Here is a 26,836-nt window from a genome sequence, read left to right on the forward strand (position 1 = left end):
CTCCACGTTTTTCAGGTCGGTTTTGCGGGGTGCCCGAATTCAGTCCAGGAATTGTGCCAGCACCGCGGATAGCGCCGCGGGCGCTTCCAGCGCAACCAGATGCCCGCTGCCGGCAATCTCGACAAACTCGCCGCGCCGGGTCGACTCGGCCATCTGCCGCATCACGGCGCCGCGCACGAAGCTGTGCTCGCCGTGCACGAAGAGCATCCTGCAGGCGATCTGGCGCAGCGCGTCCCAGTGGTTGTCGCGCCGGAACGGCCAGCAACGGAGGAAGAACGGATCATGCTTGCGCGCCCAGCCGCCGTCGGTGGGCCGCACGGAGTGGAAGGCGTAGATCTCGAGCAGGGCGTCGGAGGCGGCCGGATTGGCCTGGCGCTCGTGGTTCAGGGCCGCCACGCGATGCGGGAAATGCGTGGGACGCGCTTCGACCTCGTGTTCCCCGCGCTCGAAACTGGGCTCGACGTCGACCACGGCCAACTGCCGCACGCGCTCCGGAAATCGCGCGGCATACCCGATCGCGATCAGCGCGCCCCATGACAGGCCGGCCAGATCGAAGCGCGGCAGGTCGAGCGAATCCACCAGCGTTTCCAGGTCGGCGATATGGTCTTCGGTCGAATACGCGTGCGACTGCGACCAGTAGCTCTCGCCGTGGCCACGCAGGTCGAGCGCGATCACGCGCCGGGTCTTTGCCAGCTTCTGCGCCACGTCGTGCCACAGCCACGCGCTGCCGGTCACGCCATGCAGGCACACCAGCGGGGGAAACTTGCCCGTGTCGCGGCCAAACTCGAGCGCATGCAGCGCGCCCGTGCCGGCCGGCACGAACATTTCGCGCACCGGGCCGCTCGCCGCCGCCCTCATGATGCCCTCGCATCGTTGAGCATCTCGAACAGCCAGCGGCGATATTCGACGGTGACGACGTCCGCGCCGCGCACGGGCGTCTCGCGCTCGTTCTCGCCGCCGCCTGCAAAGCTGAACCAGACCGGCCGCTGGGACTCGATGATCGGCTTGTCCTGCTGCAGCACCTCGGCCTCGAAATCCATGAAGAACGCGTCGTAGCCGGGATCGGTGCCGAAGTCGCGCGCCTGCCACCAGAAGCTGCGGGTGCGGGTCGCATCGATCGGCGACGCGGCCATGAACAGCACGTAGCGCTTGCCGTTCGGGAAGGTCCGCTTCAGGTGCACCGTATGCGGCATCGTCACGTGATACTCGTTGATGGGCTCGATCCATTCGTCGTCGATGCCGAGCAACTGCTTCTTGAGGCCGACGCCGGGCTCCTTCACGCCGCTGCGGTCAAAGCGCAGCACATGGCCGTCGCGCCAGACCTTGACCGGCTCGACGCGCGGGTTGGCGCGGCTGCCGATCGTGCCGTCGTGCACGTACGCGAAGTGCGAGAAGTCGACGAAGTTCTCGAGCCGGCGCGGCGTGCTCGTCGCCCAGTCGTAGGGCTGGCCGCGCAGCACCCGATAGTCGCCGTCGTTGAGCTCCGGAAAGGCCGGCAGCGGCATCGCGGGCGTCTCGAGGGCGACCCAGATGAGGCCCGCGTGTTCGGCCGCGTGGTAGCAGGCGACCGACGCGTTGATCGCGCCGGTCATTTCCTCGCGGGCGGGCACGCGCACGCACTTGCCGGCGTCGCTGAAGCGCCAGCCGTGGTACGGGCATTCGATCGTGCCGTCGACGATATCGCCGAGCGCCAGCGCCGTCCCCTTGTGCGGACACCGGCCATGCAGCGCGGTCACGACCCCGTTCAGCCGCGCGATCACCACCGGCTCGCCGAGCAGCGTGACGCCCAGCGGCTTGTCCAGCAGATCGCCCGCATAGGCGACCGGGTGCCAGTACCTGCGCAATGCGCGATACAACGGCGGCTGCGCATCGGCTTCGTTGGCGAGGGATACTTTGATATCCGCAAGCGCTGTCATGTCGATCTCCTGTTCTTTGCTTATTGGAAAAATGCGCCGCCATTGACGAGCAGGCTTTGCCCCGTGACGAAGTCCGAGCCGCCGTCGAGCAGATAGATGAGCGAGCCGACCATGTCGTCCGGCGTTTGCGTGCGCTTCAGGCAGCGTTGCGCGATGGTCTTTTCGTCGGCTGCCGTGCCCTGCTTCGCGACGATGTCCGGGTCCGGAATCAGGTCGGGGCACAAGGTGTTGACCTGGATGTTGAACTCGCCGACTTCGCGCGCGAGCGCGCGCGTGAGGCCGATGATGGCCGCCTTCGACGAGACGTAATGAAGGAAGTTGGGCACGCCCTTATAGGGTGTGTTCGACGATATGTTGACGATCTTGCCGCCGCCGCTGCGCTTCATATACGGCACCACCGCCCGGCAGCAAAGCCAGACGCCGCGCACGTTGATCCGGTAGCAGCGGTCCCATTCGTCGACGGGAATGTCCATGAACGAGCCGAATGTGCAACCCTTGAAGAAGCCGGCGTTGTTGACGATGCCGTCGATTGCGCCGAAGCGCTCGTACGCGGCCTTCGCCATTGCTTCGACCGACTCCGGGTCGGCCACGTCGAGCCTGAACGCGAGCGCCGAGCCGCCTGTCGAGCGATACTCCGCGGCGACGCCGGACAGATCCGCGAGATCGGCCAGCACGACGTTCGCGCCGCTGCGGATCAGCGCGTCGCAATAGGCGCGTCCGATATTGCCGCCGGCGCCGGTCACGATGATGGTCTTGTCTTTCAGCGAGTCATTCATGGGAAACACGCTCCTCCTGTGGGTGGATTCTCAGATATCGAGGGCAAGCCATTCGCCCTTGCAGCGCGAGACGCAAATCATCATCGTGCGGTTGGCCGCGCGTTCGTCGGGACTCAACACGTGGTCGCGGTGATCGGGCTCGCCGGCGATGACGGCGGTCTCGCAGGTGCCGCACACGCCTTCGCGGCACGAGCACATGACCGGCACGCCGTGTGCTTCCAGCACGTCGAGGATCGAGCGTCCGGGCGGCACGACGAAGCTTTTCTGCTGACGCTCGAGCCGCACCGTGAAGGCCTCGCCTCCGGCGGCGCTCGACGGCTCGGGCGCCTTGAAGTACTCGGTGTGGATGCGCCCAGGCGGGAGTGACGCAAGCACGGCGTTGAACGCGTCCATCAGCGCCACGGGACCGCAGCAGTAGTAATCGGCTTCGGCGCCGTGCCGTGCGAGCACGTCGCGAAGGTCCAGTGGCGCGCCGCCGGGCTCGCCATCGAACACGCAGTGCAGCGTGCCGCCCGAATGCGCGTCAGCCAGGGCGCGCAGTTCCGGCAGGAACGCCGCGCGGCGTGCGGTCCGTGCGCAGTAGTAGAGATCCCAGCGGCGTCCGAGTGCGTTGAGCCGCCGGGCCATCGCCAGCAACGGTGTAATACCGATGCCGCCCGCCACCAGGACCGAATGGCCGGCGGCTTCGTCGAGCGGGAAGTGGTTGCGCGGCACGCCGATCGTCAGGCGAGTGCCCAGCGCGAGCGCGTCGTGCATATGCACCGATCCGCCGCGGCTCGCCGCATCGCGATTCACGCCGATCACATAGCGGTGCCGCTCCTGCGGATTGGTCAGCGAGTACTGGCGGACGATGCCGTTGGGCAGGTGCACGTCGATGTGTGCGCCGGCCTCGAACGGCGGCAGTTCGCCCACGACCGGCCACAACTCGAACGAGCGCACCGTCTCGGCTTCCACGCGCATCCCGCGTACCTCGACTTCCAGAGTCCCCGCTGATTCCATCGCTCTCTCCGTTAGCGCCAAAACTGCTGGAACTCATTTGAGCGCGACAATTTATCCAATACAATCGATATAAACTGAATGATTGTTGAGAAACGCTGATGAATCTCACCCTACGCCAGCTCCGTGCGTTCGTCGCGGTCGCCGAGCACAACCGGTTCGCGCTCGCGGCCGAACATCTTCATCTGACGCCGTCGGCGTTGAGCATGTTGATCAAGGATCTCGAAAGCGAGCTCGGCGTGAAGCTGCTGGATCGCCATACCCGGATGGTTCGGGTGACGGAGGCAGGGCGCGAGTTTCTCGGCGCCGCACGCCGGGTCTTGCAGGATCTCGATATCGCCGTGCTGAATTCGCGCGAGCGGGCCGCCTGCAAGCACGGCAAGGTCGCGGTCGCGAGCGCGTCCGTGCTGGCCGTCACGCTGCTCGTGCCGTTCATGCGCGAGTTTCAGGCCGCCTATCCGGGCGTGCGCGTGGTGGTGCGGGACACGGCGGAGGAGAACATCAGGGACGCCTTGCTGGCGGAGGAGGCCGATATCGGCATCGGCACGTACGAGGAGGCTCAGTCAGAAATTACGGAAACCGAACTGTTTCGCGACACGCTGGTCGCGCTGATTCCGGAGCAACACCCGCTCGCGCGCAAGCGTTCGGTCGCGTGGTCCGAACTCGCGCAATGGCCGTTCATCGCGCTTTCGCCGGGCAGCCCGATCCGCCGCGACCTCGACGCGCATCTCACCGCCCAGGGCATCCGGCTCGATGTGGCCTATGAGGCGTCTTTTCCGTCCACCGTGTTTGCGCTCGTGTCGAACGGGATGGGGATTGCGGTGCTGCCCGCGAATTCGCGACAGTTGATGAACATGCCGGGCATCGCTTATCGTCCCCTCGGCAAGCCGAAGCTCATGCGACGCGTTTGCGCATTCCATCTCAAGCACAGATCGCTATCGCCCGCCGCCGGGCTGTTCCATACGTTGCTACTTGATTACGTCCGGGCGCATCGCTCGCAATTGACCGTTCAGGTCGATCCTTCGTCAGGGTAGCTGCGCGTCCAGGCCGCCCGCCACCGGCGCTCGATGGAGGAGGCGGCGCGCGACATCCTGCGCAGCGCCCCCTTCCGACCTTTTGCCCCTGCCTGTCCTGGCGATCGGCCGGCGCGTTCAACGCAGGCCGATCGCCCTGACGCGCAGCAGCGCAATGATGCTGACCACCGCTGCCGCCATCAGGTAGAAGCCCGGCGCCAGCGCGCTGCCGCTCGCACTCATGAGTCCGGTGATGATGAATGGCGCGAAGCCGCCAAACACGGTCACCGACATGTTGTAAGCGATCGACATGCCGGTCGTGCGGACCTGCGTCGGAAACAGGTCGCTGAGCAACGCGGGCAACGCGCCGAAATACGCGGTCGTCAGGATGCCGACGAATAGCTGGAAGCCGATCATCGCGCCAAACGTCGGCGAGGCAACCAGGCAGGCGAAGGCGGGCCAGGCCAGCACCAGGAAAAGTACCGCTGCAACCAGCATGATGCCCGTGCGGCCATGACGGTCCGACCAGTGGCCGGCGATCGGCGCACCGATCATCTGCACCACGCCGGACACGATGATCGCCGAAAACGCGGAAGAAGACGGGATGCCGAGTTGCTTGACCGCATAGGTTGGCATGAACAGGATCAGGTACGGCGCGACCGTTCCGAGCACGACGGCACCCATCGCCAGCAGAAGATGCCTCTTCTGGTTCGCCAGCGTGCTGGCGAGAGGCCGCTCGTCGCGAACGGTACTGGAGAATTCCGGCGTTTCGTCGATATGCGTGCGGATGTAGTACGCGACCGGACCAATGACCAGTCCGAACAGGAACGGGATCCGCCAACCCCAGCTCTGCATTTGCACGTCGCTCAGTGCGGTGTTCAACACGGTGCCGAAGCCGGCCGCAAGCAGGGTCGTGAGCCCCTGGCTGGCCGCCTGCCAGCTCGTGAAGAAGCCGCGCCGCGACGGCGTGTATTCGGCCAGGAACGCGGTGGCGCTCCCGAATTCGCCGCCAGCCGAGAAGCCCTGGATCATTTTGGCGAGCACGATCCCCAGCGGCGCGAACAGGCCGATCGATGCATAGGTCGGCATCACGGCGATCATCAAGGTGCCGGCCATCATCAGGAGGATCGATAGCGTCAGGGCCGCCTTGCGACCGGCCTTGTCCGCATACACGCCCAGCACGACCGCGCCGAGCGGACGCATGAAGAACGAAACGCCGAAGGTGCCGAGCGTGAGCAGCAAGGAGACTGTCGGGCTGCCGGCCGGAAAGAATACCCGGGAGATCGTGAGCGCAAAAAAGCCGTACACGACCAGGTCAAACCATTCGAGTGCATTGCCGATCGACGCGGATACGATGACGCGCCAGGCCGAGGGGCTGACCGCCCTGTCGCCCGGGCAAGCGGCGCATACCTGGTTCATGCGGACTCCTGTTGAATGTGAAATCGCAAGCGAGCCTGCACATCGCTGCCTGAGAGATTCGGGTCGATTTGTTGCGTCGGGTTCATTTGTCTCCTCCTTTGATTGTTTGCGCTACGCGACGGCGACTGTTACCGCGCGCAATCGGCCAGCAGGTTCGCCAGCACCGACGCCCCTTGCGCAAGGTGCACCGGATCGGCGTCTTCCGCCTCGTTGTGGCTGAGTCCGGCCTTGCACGGGACGAATACCATCGCAGTCGGCGCGACGTACGAGAGGTTCACCGCGTCGTGCCCCGCACCGCTGCACATCTCCAGATACGGATAGCCAGCGACGGCCGCCGCCTCCCGCACGCGCTCGACGCACTGCGCATCGAAAACCACGGGCTCGTACTCGGCGACCTTCTGCACCCGCACAGTCGCGCCGCGTAGCGCGGTGCGCTGCAGACAGATCGCCTCGATGTCGGCCACGAGCCGCTGCAGCGCCGGCTTCGAAGGGTGGCGGACGTCGACGGTGAAGCAGACCTTGCCGGGTATCGTGCTCGGCGAGTTCGGCTGGCACGCGACATGGCCGACAGTTACGCGCGCATCGGCATCGAACGCATGGCCGTGCTCGACGATCGCGGCGATCATCGCGGCAGCCGCGCCCATTGCATCCTTGCGTACGCTCATTGGCGTGGTGCCCGCGTGCGATTCGAAGCCGGTCACCGTGACGTCGAGTTCACACATGCCCTGCACGCCGGTCACGACGCCGATCGGCTTGCCGGCATTTTCCAGCACCGGACCTTGCTCGATATGGGCTTCGAAGTAAGCCTTCGGCATCTGCCGTTCGCGCCCGGAACCGGCAAAGCCGGTGCGCTCGAGTTCCTGGCCGAGCAGCACGCCGGTCTGCATGCACGGGCGGCCGCGTGCAAAGTCCAGATCCAGGATGCCGGCGTAGACGGCGGAGCCCATCATGCCCGGCGTGAAGCGCGAACCCTCTTCGTTGGTCCATGCCACGACGTCGATGGGATGCCGGGTCGCCACGCCGAGATCGTTGAGCGTGCGAATGGCTTCCAGGCCGGCGAGCACGCCGTAGACGCCGTCGAAGCGGCCGCCGAGCGGCTGCGTGTCGAGATGGCTGCCGCACATCACGGCCGGCGCGTCGGGCTGCGTGCCGGGCCGGCGCGCGAACAGGTTGCCGATCGGATCGATGCGGACTTCGCAGCCGGCTTGCTCGCACCAGCGGATGAAGCGGCGCCGCCCCTCTACGTCCTCGTCGGTCAACGCGAGCCGGCAACTGCCGCCATGCGCGGTCGCGCCTATCGTCGCCATCTCCATCAGCGAATCCCAGAGCCTTTGCTGGTTCACGAAAATCATCGCGGTCACTCCTCAAAAGCACCGAGCATATATACCTGGGTTGATAAGGGAAATTTAAAATTTTTTTACATGCGATAAATTTCTCTTTTCATCCAGCATTCCCCCAGGAATTCCGTCTCTCGTTCACGACCAGTCGCCCAGGAAACTCAAGCCGCCCAATGCCTTTCCCGCGGTCGCCGGGCACCGGGCCATTCGCGGCGCGGCCAGGGCGCTCGTCGTCACGCAGCCGGCGGGGGTCTTGCTGGACTTCCTGTTACTACCTTAAACAGCCTTGTGGTTCCCGCGAAAGCACCCGGAGATGCACATTCAGAATGCGTGCCGCATCCCGACGTTCACGACGACCTGGCTTTGGCCGGGCATCCCGTCGCCATAGAACGATTCCGCCGACAGATGATGGTTCTTCAGCAAGCCGACATTGGTGAAGACGCCGGTGCGCTTGCTGAGACTGTAATCGGCGGTCAAACGCAGGAATGAGGCGCTGTCCGAGGTTCCAGCGCGCTTTCTGAGCACGGCGTCGCCCGACAACACGAGTGCCGGCGTAACCGTGTAGTCGAGCCCGACTCCATACACCATCGCACGGCTGAAGGTTCCGTCGCCCAGGGGGTAACGGCTGTTGGCGTAGCCGCCGCGCACCCGCACCGGTCCCACGGAGTAGTTCGCGCCGATCTCCCAAAGCTCGGACGTAAACGGCGCGATGGCGTCGTTGCGCTTGTGGTAAACCGCACCGAGATTGAACGGACCGTTGCCGTAGGCGAGGGCTGCTTCCACAACCTGATTCGCACCGGGGCTGCCCGGGACGCCACCGGGGGCATAGAGCGCCGATGCCTGCAAGCCGGCGATGGTCTGTGTCTTGTACTTGATGGCGTTGTCGACCAGGTCGCTGACCTCGTCGAAGCCGGTTAGCCGGAACACCGAGAGGTTGTAGCCGCCGCGGAAGAAGCTGCCGACCATCGTGTCATCGCTCAGGTTCCATTGCCTGCCCAGTGTGACCGAGCCGAATTTGCCGTTCAGGCCGACCCAGGAGCCGCGGTTGAAGAGCGCGGTTCCCGCGAGCTGTCCATTGGGCGTGTCGAACCCCACCTCCAGTTTGTAGATGGCGCTCAGTCCGCCGCCGAGATCCTCGCTTCCCATCAATCCGAAGCGGGATGTGCCCTGGGAAATGCCGTCGCCCATCATGAATTGGCTGCCGGACTTTCCGGTCGTCCGATCGTAGACCTCGCTCGCGGACACGAGCCCGGTATCGATGAAGCCATAGAGCGTCACATTGCTTTGCGCGGTTGCCGCCTGCGAGGCAATAAGGAATGCTGAAGTCATGGCGATTTTTTTCATGGCGAATCGCATAGGGGTAAGCAGCAGCCGGCGCTGCGCAAGCTGGCTTGCGCAGTCGACGGCTGGCTGATGGAATGGATCGGAGGCAGCGCGCCGTGGCCGGGGCGCTACCGGGATTGACGCCTGACGGCTATTCGCCCGCCTGGGAGGCGACGATGGGGTGGTGTTGCGAGGCGTGCAGACGCCGTCTCGCAAGCGTGGTGTAGAGCAGGCCGCCCGCGGCTGCCGAGACGAACCAGTTGAACGGCCCCACGAAACTGAGTGCGGGCACGAGACTGATGATCATCGAGAGCAGCGCCGAAGGGATCAGCGCCCCGACCGCCACGAGATTCCAGCCGCCCGTGTAGTAATAGGAGCCGGTGCGCGAGTCCGAGTACAGATCATCGCGCTTGATGTGCTGACGTTTGACCAGATAGTAGTCGGCCACCATGATCCCGTAGAGCGGGCCGAGCACGCCGCCGATCGTGCCCACGAAGAAGTTGATCGCCGTCGGCGAGCCGTAGAAGTGCCACGGCAGCGTAAGCAGGACAATGCCGCCGCCAATCAGGCCACCCTTGCGGAAGCTGATCTTCGAGGGCGCGATGTTGGCAAGGTCGAAGGCCGCGGACACGAAGTTCGCCACGATGTTGACGCCGATTGCGGCAATGATGAACGTCATCGAGCCCAGCGCGATCGCCGTGCTGTTGTCGATGCGGCCGACGACTTCGATCGGGTCCATGATCGCTTCGCCGAATACGGCGGTCGTTCCGGACGTGACCACCACCGTGACGATCGAGAACAGCATCCAGTTGATCGGCAGACCGAGCAGATTGCCGCGCTTCATGTCGCGCGCCGTCGGGGTGTAGCGCGTGAAATCGCCGAAGTTCAGCAGCAGCGTCGAGAAGTAGCTGACGATCAGCGCCGCGACCTTGATCATCCCGGTTACGACCTCCGGTGTGCTCAAGGTTTTCTTCGTCAGGCTCAGCCCGATGTTGCCGAGGCCGGCCTTCGAAACGATCCAGATGGCCAGCAGGAACATCACGACGTACACGGCGGGGCCGGCCCAGTCGATGAACGATCGCACCGTCTCCATCCCCTTGTAGAACAGCAGCAGTTGCAATCCCCACATGACGAGGTAGCATCCCCAGCCGAGCGCCGACAGCCCGACGAAGCCGTGCTGGGGGGTCGCCCACGGCTGCAGCGACGGAAAGAAGCGAAGCAGCACGATCTGCAGCGACACGGATGCGAGGTAGGTCTGCACGCCATACCAGACGATGGCCATCGTGGCGCGCATCAAGGCGGGCAGATTGGCGCCGAACACCCCGAACGACATGCGCGCGGCGACCGGAAAGGGAATACCGAGGCGCTGGCTCGGTTTGCCCATCAGATTGATGAACAGGAAGACGAGCAGGATGCCCGCGAGCATGCCGGTGAGTACCTGCCACCCGGTCAGCCCGGTCGCGAACAAGGCCGCCGCGAACACATAAGTGCCGACGTTGTGCACGTCGGTCATCCATAGTGCAAAGAGGTTGTAGGTTTTCCAGTTTCGCTTTTCCTCCGGAACCGGAGCCAGATCTTCGTTGTAGAGGCGAGGGCTGTAGCCGCTCGGGACAGATTCGCGTTCCATATGGCTATTCCTTGGTGGTCACCAGGCGATCTCTCGGGCTTTCGGGGACGAGGGCTTATCGTCCGGCGAGCGTGACGAGTGCGTCGCAGAGGACTTGCGCCCCTGCGGCCAGGTCTGCCGGGCTCGCGTTCTCCGCTTCGTTGTGGCTGATCCCTCTTTCGCACGGAACGAAGATCATGCCGGTCGGGCACAGCTTGAACATGTTCTGCGCGTCGTGGCCCGCGCCCGAGTAGATCTCCATGAACGGGTGATCGAGGCCGCGCGCGGCCTCGCGCACGGCGGCGAATGCGTCGTCCTCGAAACGGATCGGGGCTTCGCGCGAGATCTCGGTGAGCGTCGCGGCGCAGGGCCGGGCATGCTCGTGGAGCAGTCCGGCGATGGCGTCGCCGCGCTCGACGAGCGCGCGCTCATCCGGATGGCGAAAGTCGATCGTGAACTCGACCTGCGACGGTACGACTGCGAGCGAATTGGGCAGGACGTTGAATCGCCCCACGGTGAAACGGACGATGTCGTCCGGATCGGCCATCAGATGGCTCAATGCCCCAATGACGCGGTTCGCAGCCATCAGCGCGTCCTTGCGGCTCGCTTGCGGCGCCGTGCCCGCATGCGCGGCCTCGCCCTCGATCCGCACGACGAAGCGGCGCCAGCCCTGGATGCCGGTCACGACGCCGACGCGCTTGCCCCGCGCTTCGAGGATCGGCCCCTGCTCGATATGCGCTTCGAGATAGGCCCCCGGGACGACGCCAAGCGCGCGGCGCGGCGTCGGTCCGAGCGTTTGCCACGCGCGCAGCACTTCGTCGCGCACGGAAATGCCGTCGCGGTCCTTGATGTCGAGAAGGCTCTCCAGACGATCGGGAAACGCGTAGGCCTTCGATCCCATCAACGAGTGCTCGAAGCGGGCGCCTTCCTCGTTGGTCCAGCCGACGATCTCGATGGGGCGCACGGTTTCGATCGCGGCCGCGTCAATGGCCTGCAGCGCTTCGAGTCCCGCCAGGATGCCGTAGATGCCATCGAAGCGGCCGCCCCTGGGTTGCGAGTCGATGTGCGAGCCGGTCATCACCGGCGGCAGATCGTTGCGCCGCCCCGGGCGGCGGATGTAGACGTTGGCGATATCGTCCATCGCGAATTCGAAGCCGCTCTCCCGCGCCCAGTCGCGCAGCAGGACGCGCGCTTCGATGTCCTCGGTACTCAAGGCGAGGCGCGTGACGCCGCCGGCGGCAGTGCCGCCGAGTTCGGCCATGGCGGCGTGCCGCTGCCACAGCCGGTCGGTGTCGACGAACGATGAGGGGCGCACGGTGGCGGCTTGTGCGGGAATGGCAGGGCTATTCATGGACTTCGACTCCTCGTGTCTTCAGGTTGAGAACGCAAGTTGCGTTGGGAATGGAGCGGGTCGCCGCTCCGGAGGTGCGGATCTTTAGTAGGAACAATATTTGAAAAATAAAAGTACAAAAAAATCTATATACGAGTACATCAGGAGGAAAAGAAGAAGTCAAACTCAAACGTATTGGGGGAAACGCGTATCACGCACACGATGCCCGGGCCGCCACGACGGGAATCCGCCCTGCCGGGCCGGTGCGAGAGGGGATGTGGCTGTGCCGCGGCGGTAACTGCTTATACTGCTTGGACGTCATGGCTTGGGCGGTCTGGCATCCGATTGCGCCTGCTGGCGTTGCAGAGCGAGCGGCTCGGATGTAGCTGAAATGGAAAGGCTTGTCGCGAGAAATCACGTTTACTTTGTATTTTTATCGTGTAATATAAAAGGACAATTTATGAGCAAAGATGAGGCGATGAAACCGAAGAAGGCCCCTGGGGAAGGCAAAGCGGCAATGGCTCGCCGCAAGCGCGAACCGGAGGTGAGCGAGGAGTTCGACGAACTGGATGGTGCGGACGATTCGCCGAGCGATAACTTTATGCATTCGCAGATCCTTGCGGCGATCATCGAGCGGCGCTTGCCCGCCGGCACGAAGCTGCCGGAGGAGTCGCTGGCGCAGGCGTTCGGCGTGAGCCGTACGCGTGTGCGCAAGGTGCTCAATCGGCTGGTGCTGGAGAAGATCGTGGTTTTGACGCGCAATAAGGGCGCCTCGGTGGCCGAGCCGGACCTGAACGATCTGCGCGAGGTTTTCTCGGCGCGCAGGCTCGTGGAGGTGGGTCCCGTGCGGATGCTGTGCCAGCACGCGCAGCGGCATCAGATCGACGAGCTCAAGCAACTGGTGGCGCAGGAAGAGCAAGCGCGTCTGCGAGGCGACACCGTGAACGCGCTGAAGCTCTCGGGCGGATTCCACCTGAAGATCGCCCAGGCGGCCGGCAACCGTATCGTCGCCGATTTATTAGGCGTACTGATTTCAAGGACAACGCTGCTGGTATCGGATTTCCATCCCGATGTCCGGGGCCTTTGCGATATCCACGATCACCAGCGCATTTTTCAGGCGATCGAATCGGGCGACGCCAACGTCGCCGTGCAATTGATGGACGAGCATTTGCTGGCAATCGAGCAATCGACCCAGCGCGATCGCGATCAGGTCAACGACATCAACCTGGTCGAGCTTTTCAGCCAGGTGCGCGAGTAGGCAAGACGCGCGCGCCGGTGTTCCTTCCACGAGAGACAAGGAGACTTCCATGAGTGCGCAATATCCGCGGCAAATGTTCGGTTACGGCCCGCACGGCCCGGGGATGAACTGGCCCGGAGGAGCACGCGTCGCGGTTCAGATCGTCGTCAATTACGAGGAGGGCGGCGAAAACTGCGTGCTGCATGGCGATCGGGCATCCGAAACGTTTCTCTCGGAGATCATCGGCGCACAGCCGGTGGTCGGCGCGCGCCACGCCAACATGGAGTCGCTTTACGAGTACGGTAGCCGCCGGGGGTTCTGGCGGTTGCTGCGGGTGCTGGCCGAACGCGACATTCCTGCCACCGTGTTCGGCGTCGCCATGGCGCTCGAGCGCAATCCGCGCGCGGTCGATGCCATGATGGACGCCCAATGGGAGATTGCCTCGCACGGCTATCGCTGGATCGATTACCAGCACTTCCCGGAAGCCGAGGAAGTCGAACACATGATGCGGGCGATCGAGATCCAGAAGCGTCTAACCGGCACGCGCCCGCTCGGCTGGTACACGGGGCGAAGCTCGCCCAACACGCGCCGGCTCGTGGCGGCCGAAGGGGGATTTCGCTACAGCGCCGACAGCTACGCCGACGACTTCCCTTACTGGGAGGAATACGACGGCCGTGCACTGCTGGTCGTGCCGTACACGCTCGATGTCAACGATGCGCGCTTCGTGACCAGCCAGGGATACAACAGCGGCGAACAGTTCTTCCAGTACCTCAAGGACGCCTTCGACACCCATTACGCCGAGGGCGCGCAAGATCCGCAGATCATGTCGATCGGCCTGCATTGCCGGCTCATCGGACGCCCGGCCCGCTTGCCGTCGCTCGAACGATTTCTCGACTATGCGCAGCGGCATTCGGGCGTCTGGTTTTGTCGCCGCATCGACATCGCCGAGCACTGCCATCGCGAGTTGCCTCGTCAGCCGCAACTGATCGTCAATACCGACCCAACGCCTGCCTGATTCCCGCCCCGGACCCATTCATGAATAGCACGATTACCGCCGCCATTTCCCAGTTTCTCGATCAACACGCCGGGGAGCAGATCGACTTCCTGCGCGCGCTCGTGCGCACGCCGGCCGACAACCCGCCAGGCGATTGCGCACCGCACGCGCAGGTCACGGCGAGGCTGCTGGAGCAACTCGGCTTTCAGGTCGAGCGCCATCCGGTTCCGCCAGCGCTGTGCGCCGACCACAGCATGCGTAGCGCGACCAACCTGATTGCCCGCACGGTGTTCGGACAAGGCCCCGTCATCGCGCTGAGCGCGCACGGCGACGCGGTCCGGCCCGGCGACGGATGGACCTTCGATCCCTACGGCGGCGAGATCGCCGATGGATACCTGTATGGTCGCGGCGCGGCGGTGTCGAAGTCCGATATTGCTACGTATGCCTATGCGATCCTCGCGCTCAAGGCCTTGTCGCCGATGCCCGGCGGCACGCTGGAGCTGCACGTCACCTATGACGAGGAAGCGGGCGGCTACATCGGTCCCAGACGCCTGCTGGACGAGGGCCTGACGCGGCCCGATTACGCGATCTGTCCGGGGTTTTCCTATGACGTGGTGACAGGGCACGACGGCGTCCTGCATCTCGAAGTGAGCGTTGCCGGCAAGTCGGCGCATGCGGCGTGGCCGGAAACGGGCTTCGATGCGCTGGAGGCCGCGACGCGCGTACTCGAAGCCCTGTATCAGCATCGAAAGGGGTACCGGAATATCCGCTCGGGCGTGCCCGGCATCGAGTCGCCGACGCTCGTGGTTGGCTTGATCCAGGGCGGTATCAATACGAACGTCGTGCCGGACAAGGTGACGTTCCGCCTCGACCGGCGCATGATCCCCGAGGAGCGTCCGGACGAGGTTGAGGCTGCGCTGCGCGAGGTCATCGACGGGGCGGTCAAGGCGTGTCCGGGTATTACGGTCGAGGTCGCGCGCCTGATTGTGGCTCATCCGCTCGTGCCCAGCGAAGCGTCGATACAGATGGCGGACGTGCTCAAGCGGCATGCGTCGGAGGTCTTTGGAACGTCAGTGGGCACGTGCGGCGTGCCGCTTTACACCGACGCCCGCCACTACGCGTCGGCGGGCGTGCCGACCATTCTCTACGGCACGGGACCGAAGGACCCGCTGGACGCCAACGTCCATCGCGCCAACGAGCGTATCCGGGTGTCGGACTTGCGCCAGGCGACGGAAGTCGTCGCGCGTTTCGTCTACGACTGGCTGTCCGGCGTGCGCGCCTGACCGGAGCGGAAGGGAACAACAGGATGAGCTCAATCGAAACCCCGCGCGCCCTGGCGCGCCTCGCCGAATTTGCCGCTTCGCTTCGCGATGACGATATTCCCGTTTCGGTACGGCAGCACGCGGCCGTGGTTCTTGCGGACACGGTTGGCGCGTGCATGGCTGGCGCAAAGGCGCCAGAACTGCATGCGCTGATCGCCGGTGCGCCGCCCGGCCGCGCGTTGATGCTCGGAACAGGCACGCGCACGATTGCGGGCCACGCGGCGCTGTTCAACGGCGCGGCAGGAACCTGGGTCGAACTCGACGAAGGGCACTACGGTTCGGGCGGCCATCCCGCTATCCACGTGATTCCGGCTGCGCTCGCCGTGGCCGAACAACGCGCCGCCAGCGGCGCGGCGCTGATCACGGCGCTGGTGCTGGGCTACGAAGTCGCCGCCCGCATCGGCGCCGCGAGCCGATTGCGGCCGGAAGTGCACCCGCACGGGACGTGGGGCGGGTGCGGCGGCGCATTGGCTGGGGGCAAGCTGCTCGGCTTCGACGCGCAGCAGTTGACGCGCCTGCTGGCCGTCAGCGCCTCGACCGCGCTTGCGACGAGCCGGCAAGCGCCGCTCGAAGGCGGGACCATCCGGAATCTCTATGCCGGAATAGCGGGAGCAAATGCGTTGCTCTGCTGCACCTTGGCTGAAGCCGGTGTCACGGGAGGCGCCCACGATCTCGAAACGATATTCGGGCGCGTCCTGGGTGAACGGTTCGATGCGGGCAGGCTGGTCGAAGGGCTGGGCACGCACTGGATGATCACGAAAAACTTCATGAAGCGCCACGCGTGCTGCCGGGACACGCAGGGCGCGCTCGAAGCCCTGAACGTTGCACTGGCGCCCGCGACGTGGCACCCGGGGCTGTTTCGGCGGGTCCGGGAGGTACGGCTCCATGTGCCGCCTGCGGCGCGTGCGATGGATAACGTCGAGCCGGTCAACACGATCGCAGCGAAGTTTTCCATTCCGTTCGTGGTGGCGACGTGGCTATATCACGGCCATGCCGATGTCGAGGCCTTTGAGCCGCCAGCGGTCGCCAACGCCGACATCAGGTCGTTGGCTCGACGTATTTCGTTGGTAGTCCTTCCTTCATCCGATCAGGCGTATGCATTGCGCACGCGCATTGAATTGATGCTCGACAACGGTGCAATCCTCCATGGCGAGGCGGACCACTATACGGGAGATTTCGACCGACCCTTTGCGCCAGACGTTCTGCCCGCAAAATTTGCGCGTCTGACTGCCTGCTACTGGAAGCAGGAAGAAGCGAGACGGACGTTCGAGGCGATCACGCGCTGCGATGAGTTCGCGGACGTTCGTGAATTGACGGGAAGCCGCTTACAGGTGCAATGCTCCTGATTCTGTGATGTCTGCCGGCATTGGGGCGTGAAGACTCATTCCCGCCCCATTCGTTACTTCGACAGGAGCGGCTATCCAGTCGATCCTGGCGCACCGGTACGCGCAGCGCTCTACGGCGCAGCGATAAAGCTGATGCGGCAGCTGGCGGCGATCCAGGTGTTGACCCGGACGCTGCAAATAATGCAGCACCCTGCTGTTTAATCGCCGCTGCCTGTAGCGCTGCAAATCTCCTTATACTCATTTCACAACACCGAAACAAGGAGACAAGATGTCGGGCTTCGCAGTCAAATCCGCGCGTAGCGCCGACCTCCGGCACCACACGATGTGCCGTGTTCCCTTGCAATGGCAGTGCAAGCACGCACCCTCCGTACTCCAGTATCGCAACGCCAAACGTACGGCCCCACCCGGGCTCTCCTGATGTCGCTTGACGCACTGGCGCGGTACCTGCGCACAGCGCGTCTCCAGGGCCACACGGCCCGCAGCGCCCCCCCACAGTCGACGATTACGCCCGAAGCACCACGGTGCCAGGCGGGAGAACTTGCGCGCTCGCGAATCAGCATCCGCTTCAGCATTGGCAGAAGGAGAGGAAATGACACATCAACCCCAGCAGTCCGAAATCCAGAAGTCCGAAGGCTCCCGTTGGCCGCTTGAACTTGAGCTCGTAGCCAGCAAAAGGCATACGGCCGAAATTCGGGGCTTCACTTTCAAGTCCGTCCAGGGTGCGTCGTTGCCCGGGTTTTCGGCAGGGGCTCACATCGGTGTGCAGACGATAACGACGGAAGACATGTCGCTGGACACCGAACGCAGTTACTCCCTGATCAACAGCGTCGATCAGTCTGGGCAGTATGAGATCGCCGTGAAGTTTGAAGAGAACGGCCGTGGTGGTTCACGGCGTATGCACGCACTGAAGCTCGGCGACCGTGTGCGGGCGACGCTGCCCAAGAATGACTTCTCCCTGCATGCTGGACCTCAAGAAGCTGTGCTGATCGCCGGCGGCATTGGGATCACGCCCATATTGTCGATGGCCCGCGCGCTGGCTGCCGCTGGCACGAAGTTCGAGTTCCACTATGCATGCCGAACACCTGAAAGCACCGCGTTTCACCAGGAAGTCATGCAGTCGTGCGGTTCGTCGGCAAACATGTACTTCGACCACGGCGACCCGTCGCGGGGTATGAACCTCAAGAAGGTCCTGGCGTGCCCGAGTGCGAAGCGGCATGTCTATGTGTGCGGCCCCCGGCCGCTCATCGATGCGCTGATTGCGACATCCAGGGAATTGAACTGGGACGCCGGCCATGTCCACTTCGAACTGTTTGGTGCTCCGGTGGCGGCCGCAGGCGATCGCACATGCTCGGTCGAATTGCGCCGTAGTCAGCGAGTGCTCAACGTGGGTCCCCAGCAAAGCATTCTCGACGCGATGATCGATGCCGGCCTCGATCCCATGTTCGATTGCAGGCGAGGCGAGTGCGGTGTCTGCGCCGTGCGCGTCCTCGAGGGCCAGGTTGACCATCGCGACTACGCGCTTTCCGGCGAAGATCGCGCAGAACAGATGTGTGTCTGCGTTTCTCGCGCGAAGGGAGAAAAGCTGGTGCTCGACTGCTGACCCGATAACCGGGCAACGAATTCACATCCATCTTCAGATCACGAATTACGAATCACGGAAAAATCATGACTACGTTTGTCAAAAATGCCTGGTATGTAGCGGCGTGGAGCCGCGAAGTCGGGCGCGGGTTTCTGTCGCGTACGCTGTTGGGCGAGCAAGTGCTGCTGTATCGCCGACTGGACGGCAAACCGGTGGCGCTCGTCGATCGTTGCCCCCACAAGCTTGCGCCGCTGTCGTTGGGCGAACTGAAGGGCGACACCGTGCAATGTGGCTACCACGGCATGATGTTCGACTGCGCTGGAGCCTGTGTGCGTGTTCCGGGTCAGACCAACATTCCGCCTACCGCCCGGGTCACTTCCTTCCCGCTCGTTGAACGCTACGGCGCAGTCTGGATCTGGATGGGCGACCCCGAGCTCGCCGACGCCGGCGCGACCATCACGGAAGTCCCGCACTACGGCGACCCGGACTGGGGCCTGGTGGACGGCAATTACCTGCACTTCAAGTCCAACTATCTGAACATCACCGACAACCTGGTTGATCCGGCGCACACGACCTATGTGCACAAGAACACCATCGGCAACTCGGCTGGCGAGGACGTAGGCGTCAAAGTCGAGCAGGGCGACAGCCACGTGCTGGCCTACCGCTGGATCAAGGAGGCAGCGCCGGTGCCGCTCGTGGAGAAGATGGCGAATTTCAAGGGCCTGACTGATCGCTGGCAGTACTACTACCTGCATCTGCCCTCGACCTCGTATGTCGACTTCGGTTGCATCGACACTGGCGTGGAACCCACGGAGGCCAACAAGGATGAGGGCTTCCGCTCGTTCAGCTTCAACTTCCTGACGCCTGAGACCGAAGCCACGACGCATTACTTCTGGCTGCATCTGCGCAACTACCACGCGCACGACGCCGAGGTATCGACCGATGTCGTTCGCCTGATGACGCTGACGTTCGAGGAAGACGCGACGCTGCTGGAACACGTGCAGCGCGAGCAGGAGCGCACGGGTGTTCGCGAATACACGAGACTCGGCATCGACAACGCGCCAGCACGTATCCGCCGCATGGTTGACCGGCTCATCGCCAGGGAACAAGCACCGGCAGGGGCAGAAGCAGAGGAAGTGGCGGGATCCTGATCCAGGTAGCCACGTAGTCCGGGCCGTAATGCAAAGATTAATCAGGAGAACAGAGAGATGACGTTTTCAATTGGCTGCAATGGTCGGGGTGTTCAGCACACGAAACCCGTTTCGGTGGACGAGCAGTTCCGGATGATCAAGGAGTCGCGCGTTTTCGATCACTTCGACCGCATGCCGCAGCCGGGCGTGGAGCGCGAGTATCTGGACGCTGCCGAGCGCCATGGCATTCCGATCCGCACCGGTCTGTGGTCGTACACGGCGGGTCGCGACGAACAAGCGCTCGAGCATAACCTGCGCCTCTGCAAGGAAATGGGCGGCGAGTTCCACAACATCATGCTGTACCGTAACCACGCAAGTGGTCAGGAGGTGACCGATCAGCAGATCGTCGACTTCTATCTGCATGCGCACGATCTCGGCCAGAAAATCGGCATCGAGATCGGCTTCGAGGTCCATATTTACATGTGGTCGGAAGACCTGCGGAGGATCACGCCGATTGCCAGGCAGGTTCAGGCACAGGGTGTGCCGTTCAACTTCGTGCTCGATCACTCTCACGTGCTGCTGAAAGTGGAGAGCCCCGAAGAGCAGGACGCGAGCGGTATCCGTGCGGACGTGGAGTCCGGCCGCTTCATCATCGACCCCTTTGAGCCAGGGAACGTGATCGATGAGTGGATCGGGATGAACATGACCCACTGGCTGCAAATCCGTCCCGTGAGCCCGAATGGCCCGAAGAATCCGTGGCAGTTGAAGGACGGCGGCACCTGGGGGCGCGCCTGCCAGTACCCGTTCTTCAAACCTGCTGAAGGTGAATGGCATCTGCCCTGGCACGCCTGGCGTGTTGAGCCCTGCAAGGACGTCGTTCGCCGCGTGCTCCGTCACCACCGCGATACGCCGGATTCCCCGCTGCGCTACATCACCACCGACATGATCGACATGCCGGATTACGGTGGCGGCGTGAAGTATTCGCTATTCGAGCAGAACGTCGCAATTGCCGAGTGGTTCCGCAGCACGTGGGAATCGATCAAGGCCGAGCGCACGATCGCTGCCGGCGCCTGAGCGTCAACGCCAGCGCCTGAGGGTTGAATCCGGCCCTCAGCCAGGTAGAAGAAGAAACGAAGCGAAGCCACCCAGGTCCAGTCCCGGACCGGGGGCTCGCTCGCGGAGGAGACAAAGGATGAAAAAGCTTGCGGGCCTGGTGGCCCTCGCTGCGGCATGCGCTTCGGCTCCGGCATGTGCATTTACCTGGAGCGATACGTCGCTGGGCTGGAGTTATGGGCCGGATTATCATGAACCGTCGCTTACCGATGCGCAAGGCAACGCCAAGGACGTCGGCAAGAACACGGTCACGTTCACGCACGCGGATGGCTATACGTACGGGACGAACTTCTTCAACGTCGATATGCTGCTGTCGAACAGCGCCGATCCCGCGAACAATTCGAACATGGGGGCGACGGAGTTCTACGCTATCTACCGGCACAACCTGAGCATGAATGCGCTCACGCATTCGCAGGCCTTCACATGGGGCCCATTCAAGGATCTGACACTCGATGCGGGTTTCATCCTCGGCAGCAAGAACAACGCGTTCGCTTCGAGCAAGCGTGCGATTGTGATCGGGCCGAACTTCGAGCTCAACGTCCCCGGCCGCTGGGATGTGGCACTCCTGTACTACAAGGAAAACAACAACAACGGCATCGTTGGCCAGCGCGTGACCTTCAACTCCACATGGTCGATTGAATCGTCGTGGGGGGTGCCGTTTCACGTTGGCCCCATGGCAGCCAGCTTCGAAGGCTTCCTCGATGTCGTGGGACCCAAGGGCAAGGATGGCTTCGGCGACGATACGAAGACCGAACTGCTGTTCCGCCCGAAAGTGATGTTCGACGTTGGTGCGCTGTTCGGACACAAGAATGTGTTCCGGCTCGGCGCCGGTTGGGAGTATTGGGTCAACAAATACGGGACCAACCATCATACGACGCCCGGCGCGTTGCAGAGCACGCCCTTCGTGACCGCCGATATCCATTTCTAACCTGGCTGGGATCGGCGCCGAAGCCATCGGGTCTCACCTGTCATCGTTCGAACCGCATCGTTCGATCGCAGCAACCAGGGCTTCGATCAGATAAAGCGCGGGGCAGGTCGATGGGCCGCCGTGGTGCGCCGCCACTGAATGACTGAATGACCGCCGGATCGCATGACGGCATCGCATAGTGCGGTGCTCGTGTGCCTCAACAGAAAGTCGCCCGTCCAGTGAACGGCGCGACACTCAGGAGACGGAGATGCAAGCGCAGACTATCCAGACCACCGACGCAGTGGACCGCAAGTTGCCACTCGGTCCATTGACCGTGCTTGGCATTCAGCACGTACTTGTCATGTACGCGGGCGCGATTACTGTGCCGCTCATCATTGGCGGCGCGTTGAAATTGCCTCCGGACCAGGTCGCATTTCTGATCAACGCCGACCTGTTTGCGAGCGGCATTGCTACGCTCATCCAGACGTTGGGCTTTTGGGGTTTCGGCATCCGCCTGCCGGTCATGATGGGTGTGACCTTCGCTGCTGTCGGCCCCATGATTGCCATCGGTACGAGTCCGGAATTGGGCATTCAGCACATCTTCGGCGCGGGCCTCGTCGCCGGCTTGATTGGCATCTTGCTGGCACCGGCCATGAGTCGCTTGATCGCGTGGTTTCCGCCCGTGGTTACCGGAACCGTCATCACCGTGATCGGCGTCACCCTCATGGAGGTGGCCATTAATTGGTCCGGCGGCGGTGTGGGTAATCCGAATTTCGGTGATCCTCTATATCTCGCCATCGCCCTCTCCGTGCTGGTCTTCATTGTCTGTGTGATGAAGTTCGCGAAGGGCTTCATGAGTCGCATCGCCGTATTGATGGGCATTTTGTTTGGCACCCTCGTGGCTGCGCTGTGTGGCAAGCTCACCCTGGCGGGTGTCGAATACGCGCCGTGGTTCAATGTGGTCACGCCGTTCCACTTCGGCTGGCCCAGGTTCGACATCGCATCCATTGCGGCCATGACCATCGTGCTGCTCGTGTGCTACATCGAGTCCACCGGTATGTTCCTTGCCGTTGGCGAGATTTGTGGTCGGCCCGTGGATGGCCAGGCTCTGACACGGGGGCTTCGCACGGATGGACTGGGCACTGTGATTGGTGCCGTATTCAATACGTTTCCCTACACCTCCTACTCGCAGAACGTTGGCCTGGTAGGCGTCACGGGTGTCCGCTCACGCTGGGTCTGCGTGGCCGGCGCCATCATCCTTGTCGTGCTGGGAACGTTGCCGAAACTGGCGACGATTGTTGCCTGCGTGCCGCCTTTCGTCATCGGCGGCGCCGGCATCGTGATGTTCGGCATGGTGGCCACCACGGGCATCCGTATCCTCGCCGACAGCAATTTCCAGAGGAATCCACATAATTTCTATATCGTCGCCATCAGCCTCGGCGTGGGATTGATCCCCATGGTGTCGCAGAAGTTCTTTCACGCGATGCCCGCGAGTCTCTCGCCGCTGCTGCATAGTGGCATTCTGTTGGCTTCGGTGACTGCCGTGATTCTGAATCGCGTTTTCAATGGGACATCGAAGACCAGCCTCAATGACACAAAGGACACGGCTGCCGCGGGCGCAGGACATCACTGATCGACCTCTCACCAGGCAACAGGGAGACCAACCATGAAATCGGAATCACGTTTGAACAAAAGTTGCGGCGCGCTGTGCATACTGTCGGCGCTCGCGATCTCCAGCCTGACCCCTGCGATGGCCCAGCCCGGAACCTCGGCTAGCGGAGCCGCCACGACGTCTGGTGTCATCACCGGGTCTGCTACAGCGGCTTCTACGACGAAGGCCGCAGACCGTACCCTGTCCAAAGCCGTTCGTGCCGCAATGCAGAAGGAGCGCGGGCTGGATACGACCGGGGTGGCAATTCGCGCACACGAAGGCGAGGTGACGCTTAAAGGCTCGATGCCGAATGCGGATCAGATTGCCACCGCCCAGCGGATCGCCCAATCCGTGCCTGGTGTCGTTTCGGTGACGAACAAACTCGTGGTCGCTCCCCACGGCGGTCTGGGACGCTAGTCCATCCCACTCCGGGGGGCTCCTGATGACCAGGTGCTCCCGATCAATCCCTGCTACGTAAAACCTCAATTTATATAGGATTACTATGAAATCACGCGCCGCTGTTGCGTTCGCCCCGGGCAAACCCCTTCAAATCGTTGAGATCGACGTTGAGCCACCGAAAAAGGGCGAGGTCATGGTCAAAATCACGCACACGGGTGTATGCCACACCGATGCTTTCACACTCAGCGGGGACGACCCCGAAGGCCTGTTCCCCGTCGTGCTGGGCCACGAAGGTGCGGGTATCGTTGTTGAGGTCGGTGAAGGCGTGACTTCGGTGAAGCCTGGTGATCACGTGATCCCCCTGTACACCGCTGAATGCGGCGAGTGCCTGTTCTGCAAGAGCGGCAAAACCAACCTGTGCGTCTCGGTCCGCGCAACCCAGGGCAAGGGCGTGATGCCTGATGGCACGACTCGCTTCAGCTACAACGGCCAGCCTCTGTACCATTACATGGGGTGCTCCACGTTCAGCGAGTACACCGTGGTGGCCGAAGTGTCGCTCGCCAGGATCAACCCGGATGCCAACCCGGAACAAGTCTGTCTGCTGGGTTGCGGTGTCACCACCGGTCTGGGTGCGGTGAAGAACACGGCCAAGGTGCAGGAAGGCGATACGGTTGCCGTGTTCGGGTTGGGCGGCATCGGGCTGGCCGTGCTTCAAGGCGCGAAGCTTGCCAAAGCCGGCCGCATCATTGCTGTCGATACCAATCCGGGCAAATTCGAACTCGCGCGGGCCTTCGGTGCCACCGACTGCGTGAACCCCAAGGATTACGACAAGCCCATCCAGCAGGTGATCGTTGAAATGACGGGCTGGGGCGTGGACCACAGCTTCGAGTGCATCGGCAACGTGAACGTCATGCGTGCTGCCCTCGAATGTGCGCATCGCGGCTGGGGTCAATCGGTTGTCATCGGCGTGGCGGGCGCGGGGCAGGAAATCTCGACGCGCCCGTTCCAGCTCGTCACTGGCCGCCGTTGGCTGGGCACGGCCTTCGGCGGCGTGAAGGGCCGTTCGGAGCTTCCTGGTATGGTCGAAGACGCGATGGAAGGCCGCATCGATCTCGCTCCGTTCGTGACCCACACGCGTGCTCTCTCCGACATCAACGAAGCCTTCGACCTGATGCACGAAGGTAAGTCGATCCGCACCGTCATTAACTACTGATCGCCAGGGACGCAGCGTATGGAACGCATCGAGCATCACGTGAGCTTTGGCGGGAGCCAGGAGGTGTGGAAACACAACTCGACTACCGTCAATTGCGAAATGAATTTCGGCGTGTTTCTGCCCGAACAAGCATTGCGTGGGCAGGAATGTCCGGTGCTGTACTGGCTTTCGGGCCTGACGTGTACCGAACAGAACTTCATCACCAAGTCCGGCGTGCAGCGCTATGCGGCACAACACGGGGTCATCGTCGTTGCCCCGGACACCAGTCCACGGGGGAAAGGGGTTCCCGACGTCCCTGAGTACGATCTTGGCCAGGGCGCGGGGTTCTACGTGAACGCTACCCAGCAGCCATGGGCCTCGCATTTCCGCATGTACGACTACGTGGCTCACGAACTGCCAGCCGTTGTCGAATCCACGTTCCCGACCAACGGGGCGCGGTCGATCAGCGGGCACTCGATGGGCGGCCACGGGGCCCTGATCGTGGCGCTGCGCAATCCTGGCCGCTACCGGTCGGTCTCGGCGTTCGCACCTATCGTGGCCCCAGGCCAGGTCCCCTGGGGAGAAAAGGCACTCACCGCGTATCTGGGTGACGACCGCCAGGCGTGGATGCAGTATGACGCTGTGGAGCTGGTGGCCAAGGCCAGTGAACGACTGCCGCTACTCGTGGATCAAGGTCAGGATGACGAATTTCTCGACTCGCGCCTGCGACCGGAACTGTTGGAGGATGTGTGTGCGAAAGTCGGGCACCCGATGATACTCAACATGCGGGAAGGCTACGACCACAGCTACTACTTCGTCTCCAGCTTTATTGGCGAACACATGAAGTTTCACGCCAATGCTTTGACGTGACCCCGCATGCCCGGAAAGGAGCGCCTTTTCTCTAGAGAGGAATGCCCCAGGTTGCCAGCCCCGGCAATATGTGAGGCAAAGTGTGCCGCGGCCAGGTTCAAGGTCTGGGGTTAGGGGGTTCAGCGTTGGTATCTCCCGTTATTGAAATCCAGCACCGCCTGGCGGATTTCATCCGCCGTGTTCATCACGAACGGGCCATACGCGACCACGGGCTCGTCGATGGGCTCGCCGCCGAGCACCAGCATCGTCGTGTCGCTGGAGGCGTCGATCTGCACGTCGGTGCCCGCGCGCTCGAACAGCACCAATTCGCCGTCGCCCACCGGCTCGCCGTTCACCACGATGCTTCCGTGCCGCACGACCAGCGCCAGCGAGCGTCCCGCAGGGTACACGAGGCGCGTGCCTTGGCCGCCCTTCAGACGCATGTCCCAGACGTCCATCGACGTGAACGTGAGGGCCGGTCCCGCATGGCCCGCATAGTCACCCGCGATCACGCGCACGCTGCCCGCTTCTCCGGGCAATTCCACGGACGGAATCGCGTCAGCGAGCACCGTTTGGTAGCGCGGCGGCGTCATCTTGTCCTTCGCGGGCAGGTTCACCCAGAGCTGCGCCATTTCGAGCGTGCCGCCCGACTTGGCGAAATCGGCCGAGTGAAACTCCTCGTGAATGATGCCTGCGCCCGCGGTCATCCACTGGACGTCGCCGGGGCCGATCTTGCCGCCGCCGCCCGACGAGTCGCGATGTTCGAGCTCGCCCTCGTAGACGATCGTCACTGTTTCGAAGCCGCGGTGCGGGTGCTGGCCGACGCCGCGCCGGTGCGTGGCCGGATCGAATTTCGCGGGGCCCGCGTAGTCGAGCATCAGGAACGGGCTCAGGTCACGGCCTACCGTATGGTCCGAAAACAGCGTGCGAACCGGGAAACCGTCGCCGACCCAGTGCTGGCTGGGGTTGCGGTACTTGCCGAGAATCTTCTTCATGGGGCGAATCCTTATCTTCCGGCCGGAACGGCCTCGTTGACATGAAGAGAAGATAGGATCGCGCACCGGTTTCCGGTAGTGGGCGCCGGCGGTCCACAGCGTCTCATGGGTGGAACGCGGGCACGAGCGTTCGTGTGGCGCGGGGCCGTTGCTACCGAACGGCGGTGCTATTCAGGGGAATCCAGGGGGAATTGCGGGGCGGGAAAGCTGCATTTACACGCCTTACACGCTTTATCCGCCGCGTCGCCAACCAATTCAACATATCAACCTGGTTATGCAGATGTTTTGATCGGCTATTCGCATGGCCCGGGATCATAGAAGATCGCCGGGACGCCCGGAATACCCCTCGCGGGAAATCAGTATTGCGCGCGAGGGATAAGCCGGCGCAACCGTTGACCGGCAAGCC

General features: G+C 63.2%; 23 protein-coding genes and 1 pseudogene. 14 read left to right on the forward strand and 10 right to left on the reverse strand.

What is annotated here, in order from left to right; translation table 11 throughout:
- Positions 1-39: 39 nt before the first annotated feature.
- The 4 genes from U5775_RS01595 to U5775_RS01610 are packed head-to-tail and all read right to left on the reverse strand — an operon-like array spanning position 40 to position 3,691.
- On the reverse strand, positions 40-858 hold the full coding sequence (locus tag U5775_RS01595; protein ID WP_322056363.1) for an alpha/beta fold hydrolase: 819 nt from the start codon (positions 856-858) through the stop codon (positions 40-42).
- On the reverse strand, positions 855-1,916 hold the full coding sequence (locus tag U5775_RS01600) for an aromatic ring-hydroxylating dioxygenase subunit alpha (RefSeq protein ID WP_322056364.1): 1,062 nt from the start codon (positions 1,914-1,916) through the stop codon (positions 855-857). The genes U5775_RS01595 and U5775_RS01600 overlap by 4 nt, the downstream gene beginning before the upstream one ends.
- Before the next feature lie 20 nt (positions 1,917-1,936).
- Entirely contained in the window at positions 1,937-2,692 is a 756-nt protein-coding gene (locus tag U5775_RS01605; protein WP_322056365.1) for an SDR family NAD(P)-dependent oxidoreductase, read from the reverse strand.
- Positions 2,693-2,722: 30 nt separating this feature from the next.
- Positions 2,723-3,691 (reverse strand): PDR/VanB family oxidoreductase, encoded by a 969-nt coding sequence (locus U5775_RS01610; protein WP_322056366.1) that lies wholly within the window; start codon positions 3,689-3,691, stop codon positions 2,723-2,725.
- 98 nt (positions 3,692-3,789) lie between these two features.
- On the opposite strand from U5775_RS01610, the gene U5775_RS01615 reads away from it, so the two are divergent.
- Positions 3,790-4,722 carry a LysR family transcriptional regulator gene (locus U5775_RS01615; protein WP_322056367.1) on the forward strand — a complete coding sequence of 311 codons (933 nt, stop codon included), beginning with the start codon at positions 3,790-3,792 and terminating at the stop codon, positions 4,720-4,722.
- Positions 4,723-4,785: pseudogene (locus tag U5775_RS39400) on the forward strand (FitA-like ribbon-helix-helix domain-containing protein); the annotation flags it as partial. It abuts the gene before it with no gap.
- Positions 4,786-4,839: 54 nt separating this feature from the next.
- Here the strand turns inward: U5775_RS39400 and U5775_RS01620 are convergent.
- From U5775_RS01620 to U5775_RS01645, 5 genes are all read right to left on the reverse strand, one after another.
- On the reverse strand, positions 4,840-6,120 hold the full coding sequence (locus U5775_RS01620; RefSeq protein ID WP_322056368.1) for an MFS transporter: 1,281 nt from the start codon (positions 6,118-6,120) through the stop codon (positions 4,840-4,842).
- A 128-nt stretch (positions 6,121-6,248) separates the two neighbouring features.
- On the reverse strand, positions 6,249-7,472 hold the full coding sequence (locus tag U5775_RS01625; RefSeq protein ID WP_322056369.1) for a Zn-dependent hydrolase: 1,224 nt from the start codon (positions 7,470-7,472) through the stop codon (positions 6,249-6,251).
- Between the two features lie 306 nt (positions 7,473-7,778).
- Positions 7,779-8,801 (reverse strand): porin, encoded by a 1,023-nt coding sequence (locus U5775_RS01635; RefSeq protein ID WP_322056370.1) that lies wholly within the window; start codon positions 8,799-8,801, stop codon positions 7,779-7,781.
- 130 nt (positions 8,802-8,931) lie between these two features.
- A complete protein-coding gene (locus U5775_RS01640) occupies positions 8,932-10,407 on the reverse strand; it encodes an NCS1 family nucleobase:cation symporter-1 (RefSeq protein ID WP_322056371.1) in 1,476 nt (491 codons plus the stop codon).
- Between the two features lie 55 nt (positions 10,408-10,462).
- Positions 10,463-11,737, reverse strand: coding sequence for a M20 family metallo-hydrolase (locus U5775_RS01645; RefSeq protein WP_322056372.1), 1,275 nt, complete (start codon positions 11,735-11,737; stop codon positions 10,463-10,465).
- Positions 11,738-12,107: 370 nt separating this feature from the next.
- Here U5775_RS01645 and U5775_RS01650 point away from each other — a divergent pair, with 370 nt between their 5' ends.
- From U5775_RS01650 to fghA, 12 genes are all read left to right on the forward strand, one after another.
- Positions 12,108-12,974 carry a GntR family transcriptional regulator gene (locus U5775_RS01650; protein ID WP_322056373.1) on the forward strand — a complete coding sequence of 289 codons (867 nt, stop codon included), beginning with the start codon at positions 12,108-12,110 and terminating at the stop codon, positions 12,972-12,974.
- Positions 12,975-13,023: 49 nt separating this feature from the next.
- Complete coding sequence (gene puuE / locus U5775_RS01655) at positions 13,024-13,968, forward strand: allantoinase PuuE (RefSeq protein WP_322056374.1); 945 nt, start codon at positions 13,024-13,026, stop codon at positions 13,966-13,968.
- A 20-nt stretch (positions 13,969-13,988) separates the two neighbouring features.
- Positions 13,989-15,230 (forward strand): M20/M25/M40 family metallo-hydrolase, encoded by a 1,242-nt coding sequence (locus U5775_RS01660; RefSeq protein ID WP_322056375.1) that lies wholly within the window; start codon positions 13,989-13,991, stop codon positions 15,228-15,230.
- A gap of 23 nt (positions 15,231-15,253) precedes the next feature.
- Positions 15,254-16,615, forward strand: a complete 1,362-nt coding sequence (locus tag U5775_RS01665) for an MmgE/PrpD family protein (RefSeq protein ID WP_322056376.1) — start codon at positions 15,254-15,256, stop codon at positions 16,613-16,615.
- A 589-nt stretch (positions 16,616-17,204) separates the two neighbouring features.
- Positions 17,205-18,215, forward strand: a complete 1,011-nt coding sequence (locus tag U5775_RS01670; protein WP_322056377.1) for a PDR/VanB family oxidoreductase — start codon at positions 17,205-17,207, stop codon at positions 18,213-18,215.
- Positions 18,216-18,280: 65 nt separating this feature from the next.
- Positions 18,281-19,345, forward strand: a complete 1,065-nt coding sequence (locus U5775_RS01675; protein WP_322056378.1) for an aromatic ring-hydroxylating dioxygenase subunit alpha — start codon at positions 18,281-18,283, stop codon at positions 19,343-19,345.
- A 57-nt stretch (positions 19,346-19,402) separates the two neighbouring features.
- The gene (locus tag U5775_RS01680) at positions 19,403-20,398 is read left to right on the forward strand and encodes a xylose isomerase (RefSeq protein WP_322056379.1); all 996 of its coding nucleotides are present in this window, start codon (positions 19,403-19,405) and stop codon (positions 20,396-20,398) included.
- 118 nt (positions 20,399-20,516) lie between these two features.
- Positions 20,517-21,365, forward strand: coding sequence for a hypothetical protein (locus tag U5775_RS01685; protein ID WP_322056380.1), 849 nt, complete (start codon positions 20,517-20,519; stop codon positions 21,363-21,365).
- A gap of 247 nt (positions 21,366-21,612) precedes the next feature.
- A complete protein-coding gene (locus U5775_RS01690) occupies positions 21,613-22,977 on the forward strand; it encodes a nucleobase:cation symporter-2 family protein (protein WP_322056381.1) in 1,365 nt (454 codons plus the stop codon).
- 33 nt (positions 22,978-23,010) lie between these two features.
- Positions 23,011-23,412 carry a BON domain-containing protein gene (locus U5775_RS01695; protein ID WP_322056382.1) on the forward strand — a complete coding sequence of 134 codons (402 nt, stop codon included), beginning with the start codon at positions 23,011-23,013 and terminating at the stop codon, positions 23,410-23,412.
- Between the two features lie 85 nt (positions 23,413-23,497).
- Complete coding sequence (locus tag U5775_RS01700) at positions 23,498-24,607, forward strand: S-(hydroxymethyl)glutathione dehydrogenase/class III alcohol dehydrogenase (protein WP_322056383.1); 1,110 nt, start codon at positions 23,498-23,500, stop codon at positions 24,605-24,607.
- Between the two features lie 18 nt (positions 24,608-24,625).
- The gene (gene fghA / locus U5775_RS01705; RefSeq protein ID WP_322056384.1) at positions 24,626-25,456 is read left to right on the forward strand and encodes an S-formylglutathione hydrolase; all 831 of its coding nucleotides are present in this window, start codon (positions 24,626-24,628) and stop codon (positions 25,454-25,456) included.
- Between the two features lie 119 nt (positions 25,457-25,575).
- Here fghA and U5775_RS01710 read toward each other — a convergent pair whose 3' ends face one another.
- On the reverse strand, positions 25,576-26,430 hold the full coding sequence (locus tag U5775_RS01710; RefSeq protein WP_322056385.1) for a pirin family protein: 855 nt from the start codon (positions 26,428-26,430) through the stop codon (positions 25,576-25,578).
- Positions 26,431-26,836: the final 406 nt, after the last annotated feature.

This window comes from Paraburkholderia sp. J63, from assembly GCF_905220245.1.
GTDB lineage: Bacteria > Pseudomonadota > Gammaproteobacteria > Burkholderiales > Burkholderiaceae > Paraburkholderia.

Bases quoted from the DNA above. Each gene is read 5' to 3' on its own strand.
- U5775_RS01665 (WP_322056376.1), top strand. From the start codon at position 15,254: ATGAGCTCAATCGAAACCCCGCGCGCCCTGGCGCGCCTCGCCGAATTT.
- U5775_RS01640 (WP_322056371.1), bottom strand. From the start codon at position 10,407: ATGGAACGCGAATCTGTCCCGAGCGGCTACAGCCCTCGCCTCTACAAC.
- U5775_RS01635 (WP_322056370.1), bottom strand. From the start codon at position 8,801: ATGAAAAAAATCGCCATGACTTCAGCATTCCTTATTGCCTCGCAGGCG.
- fghA (WP_322056384.1), top strand. From the start codon at position 24,626: ATGGAACGCATCGAGCATCACGTGAGCTTTGGCGGGAGCCAGGAGGTG.
- U5775_RS01605 (WP_322056365.1), bottom strand. From the start codon at position 2,692: ATGAATGACTCGCTGAAAGACAAGACCATCATCGTGACCGGCGCCGGC.
- U5775_RS01600 (WP_322056364.1), bottom strand. From the start codon at position 1,916: ATGACAGCGCTTGCGGATATCAAAGTATCCCTCGCCAACGAAGCCGAT.
- U5775_RS01680 (WP_322056379.1), top strand. From the start codon at position 19,403: ATGACGTTTTCAATTGGCTGCAATGGTCGGGGTGTTCAGCACACGAAA.
- puuE (WP_322056374.1), top strand. From the start codon at position 13,024: ATGAGTGCGCAATATCCGCGGCAAATGTTCGGTTACGGCCCGCACGGC.
- U5775_RS01690 (WP_322056381.1), top strand. From the start codon at position 21,613: ATGCAAGCGCAGACTATCCAGACCACCGACGCAGTGGACCGCAAGTTG.
- U5775_RS01650 (WP_322056373.1), top strand. From the start codon at position 12,108: ATGGAAAGGCTTGTCGCGAGAAATCACGTTTACTTTGTATTTTTATCG.
- U5775_RS01645 (WP_322056372.1), bottom strand. From the start codon at position 11,737: ATGAATAGCCCTGCCATTCCCGCACAAGCCGCCACCGTGCGCCCCTCA.
- U5775_RS01610 (WP_322056366.1), bottom strand. From the start codon at position 3,691: ATGGAATCAGCGGGGACTCTGGAAGTCGAGGTACGCGGGATGCGCGTG.
- U5775_RS01700 (WP_322056383.1), top strand. From the start codon at position 23,498: ATGAAATCACGCGCCGCTGTTGCGTTCGCCCCGGGCAAACCCCTTCAA.
- U5775_RS01615 (WP_322056367.1), top strand. From the start codon at position 3,790: ATGAATCTCACCCTACGCCAGCTCCGTGCGTTCGTCGCGGTCGCCGAG.
- U5775_RS01670 (WP_322056377.1), top strand. From the start codon at position 17,205: ATGACACATCAACCCCAGCAGTCCGAAATCCAGAAGTCCGAAGGCTCC.
- U5775_RS01710 (WP_322056385.1), bottom strand. From the start codon at position 26,430: ATGAAGAAGATTCTCGGCAAGTACCGCAACCCCAGCCAGCACTGGGTC.
- U5775_RS01620 (WP_322056368.1), bottom strand. From the start codon at position 6,120: ATGAACCAGGTATGCGCCGCTTGCCCGGGCGACAGGGCGGTCAGCCCC.
- U5775_RS01660 (WP_322056375.1), top strand. From the start codon at position 13,989: ATGAATAGCACGATTACCGCCGCCATTTCCCAGTTTCTCGATCAACAC.
- U5775_RS01695 (WP_322056382.1), top strand. From the start codon at position 23,011: ATGAAATCGGAATCACGTTTGAACAAAAGTTGCGGCGCGCTGTGCATA.
- U5775_RS01625 (WP_322056369.1), bottom strand. From the start codon at position 7,472: ATGATTTTCGTGAACCAGCAAAGGCTCTGGGATTCGCTGATGGAGATG.
- U5775_RS01685 (WP_322056380.1), top strand. From the start codon at position 20,517: ATGAAAAAGCTTGCGGGCCTGGTGGCCCTCGCTGCGGCATGCGCTTCG.
- U5775_RS01675 (WP_322056378.1), top strand. From the start codon at position 18,281: ATGACTACGTTTGTCAAAAATGCCTGGTATGTAGCGGCGTGGAGCCGC.
- U5775_RS01595 (WP_322056363.1), bottom strand. From the start codon at position 858: ATGAGGGCGGCGGCGAGCGGCCCGGTGCGCGAAATGTTCGTGCCGGCC.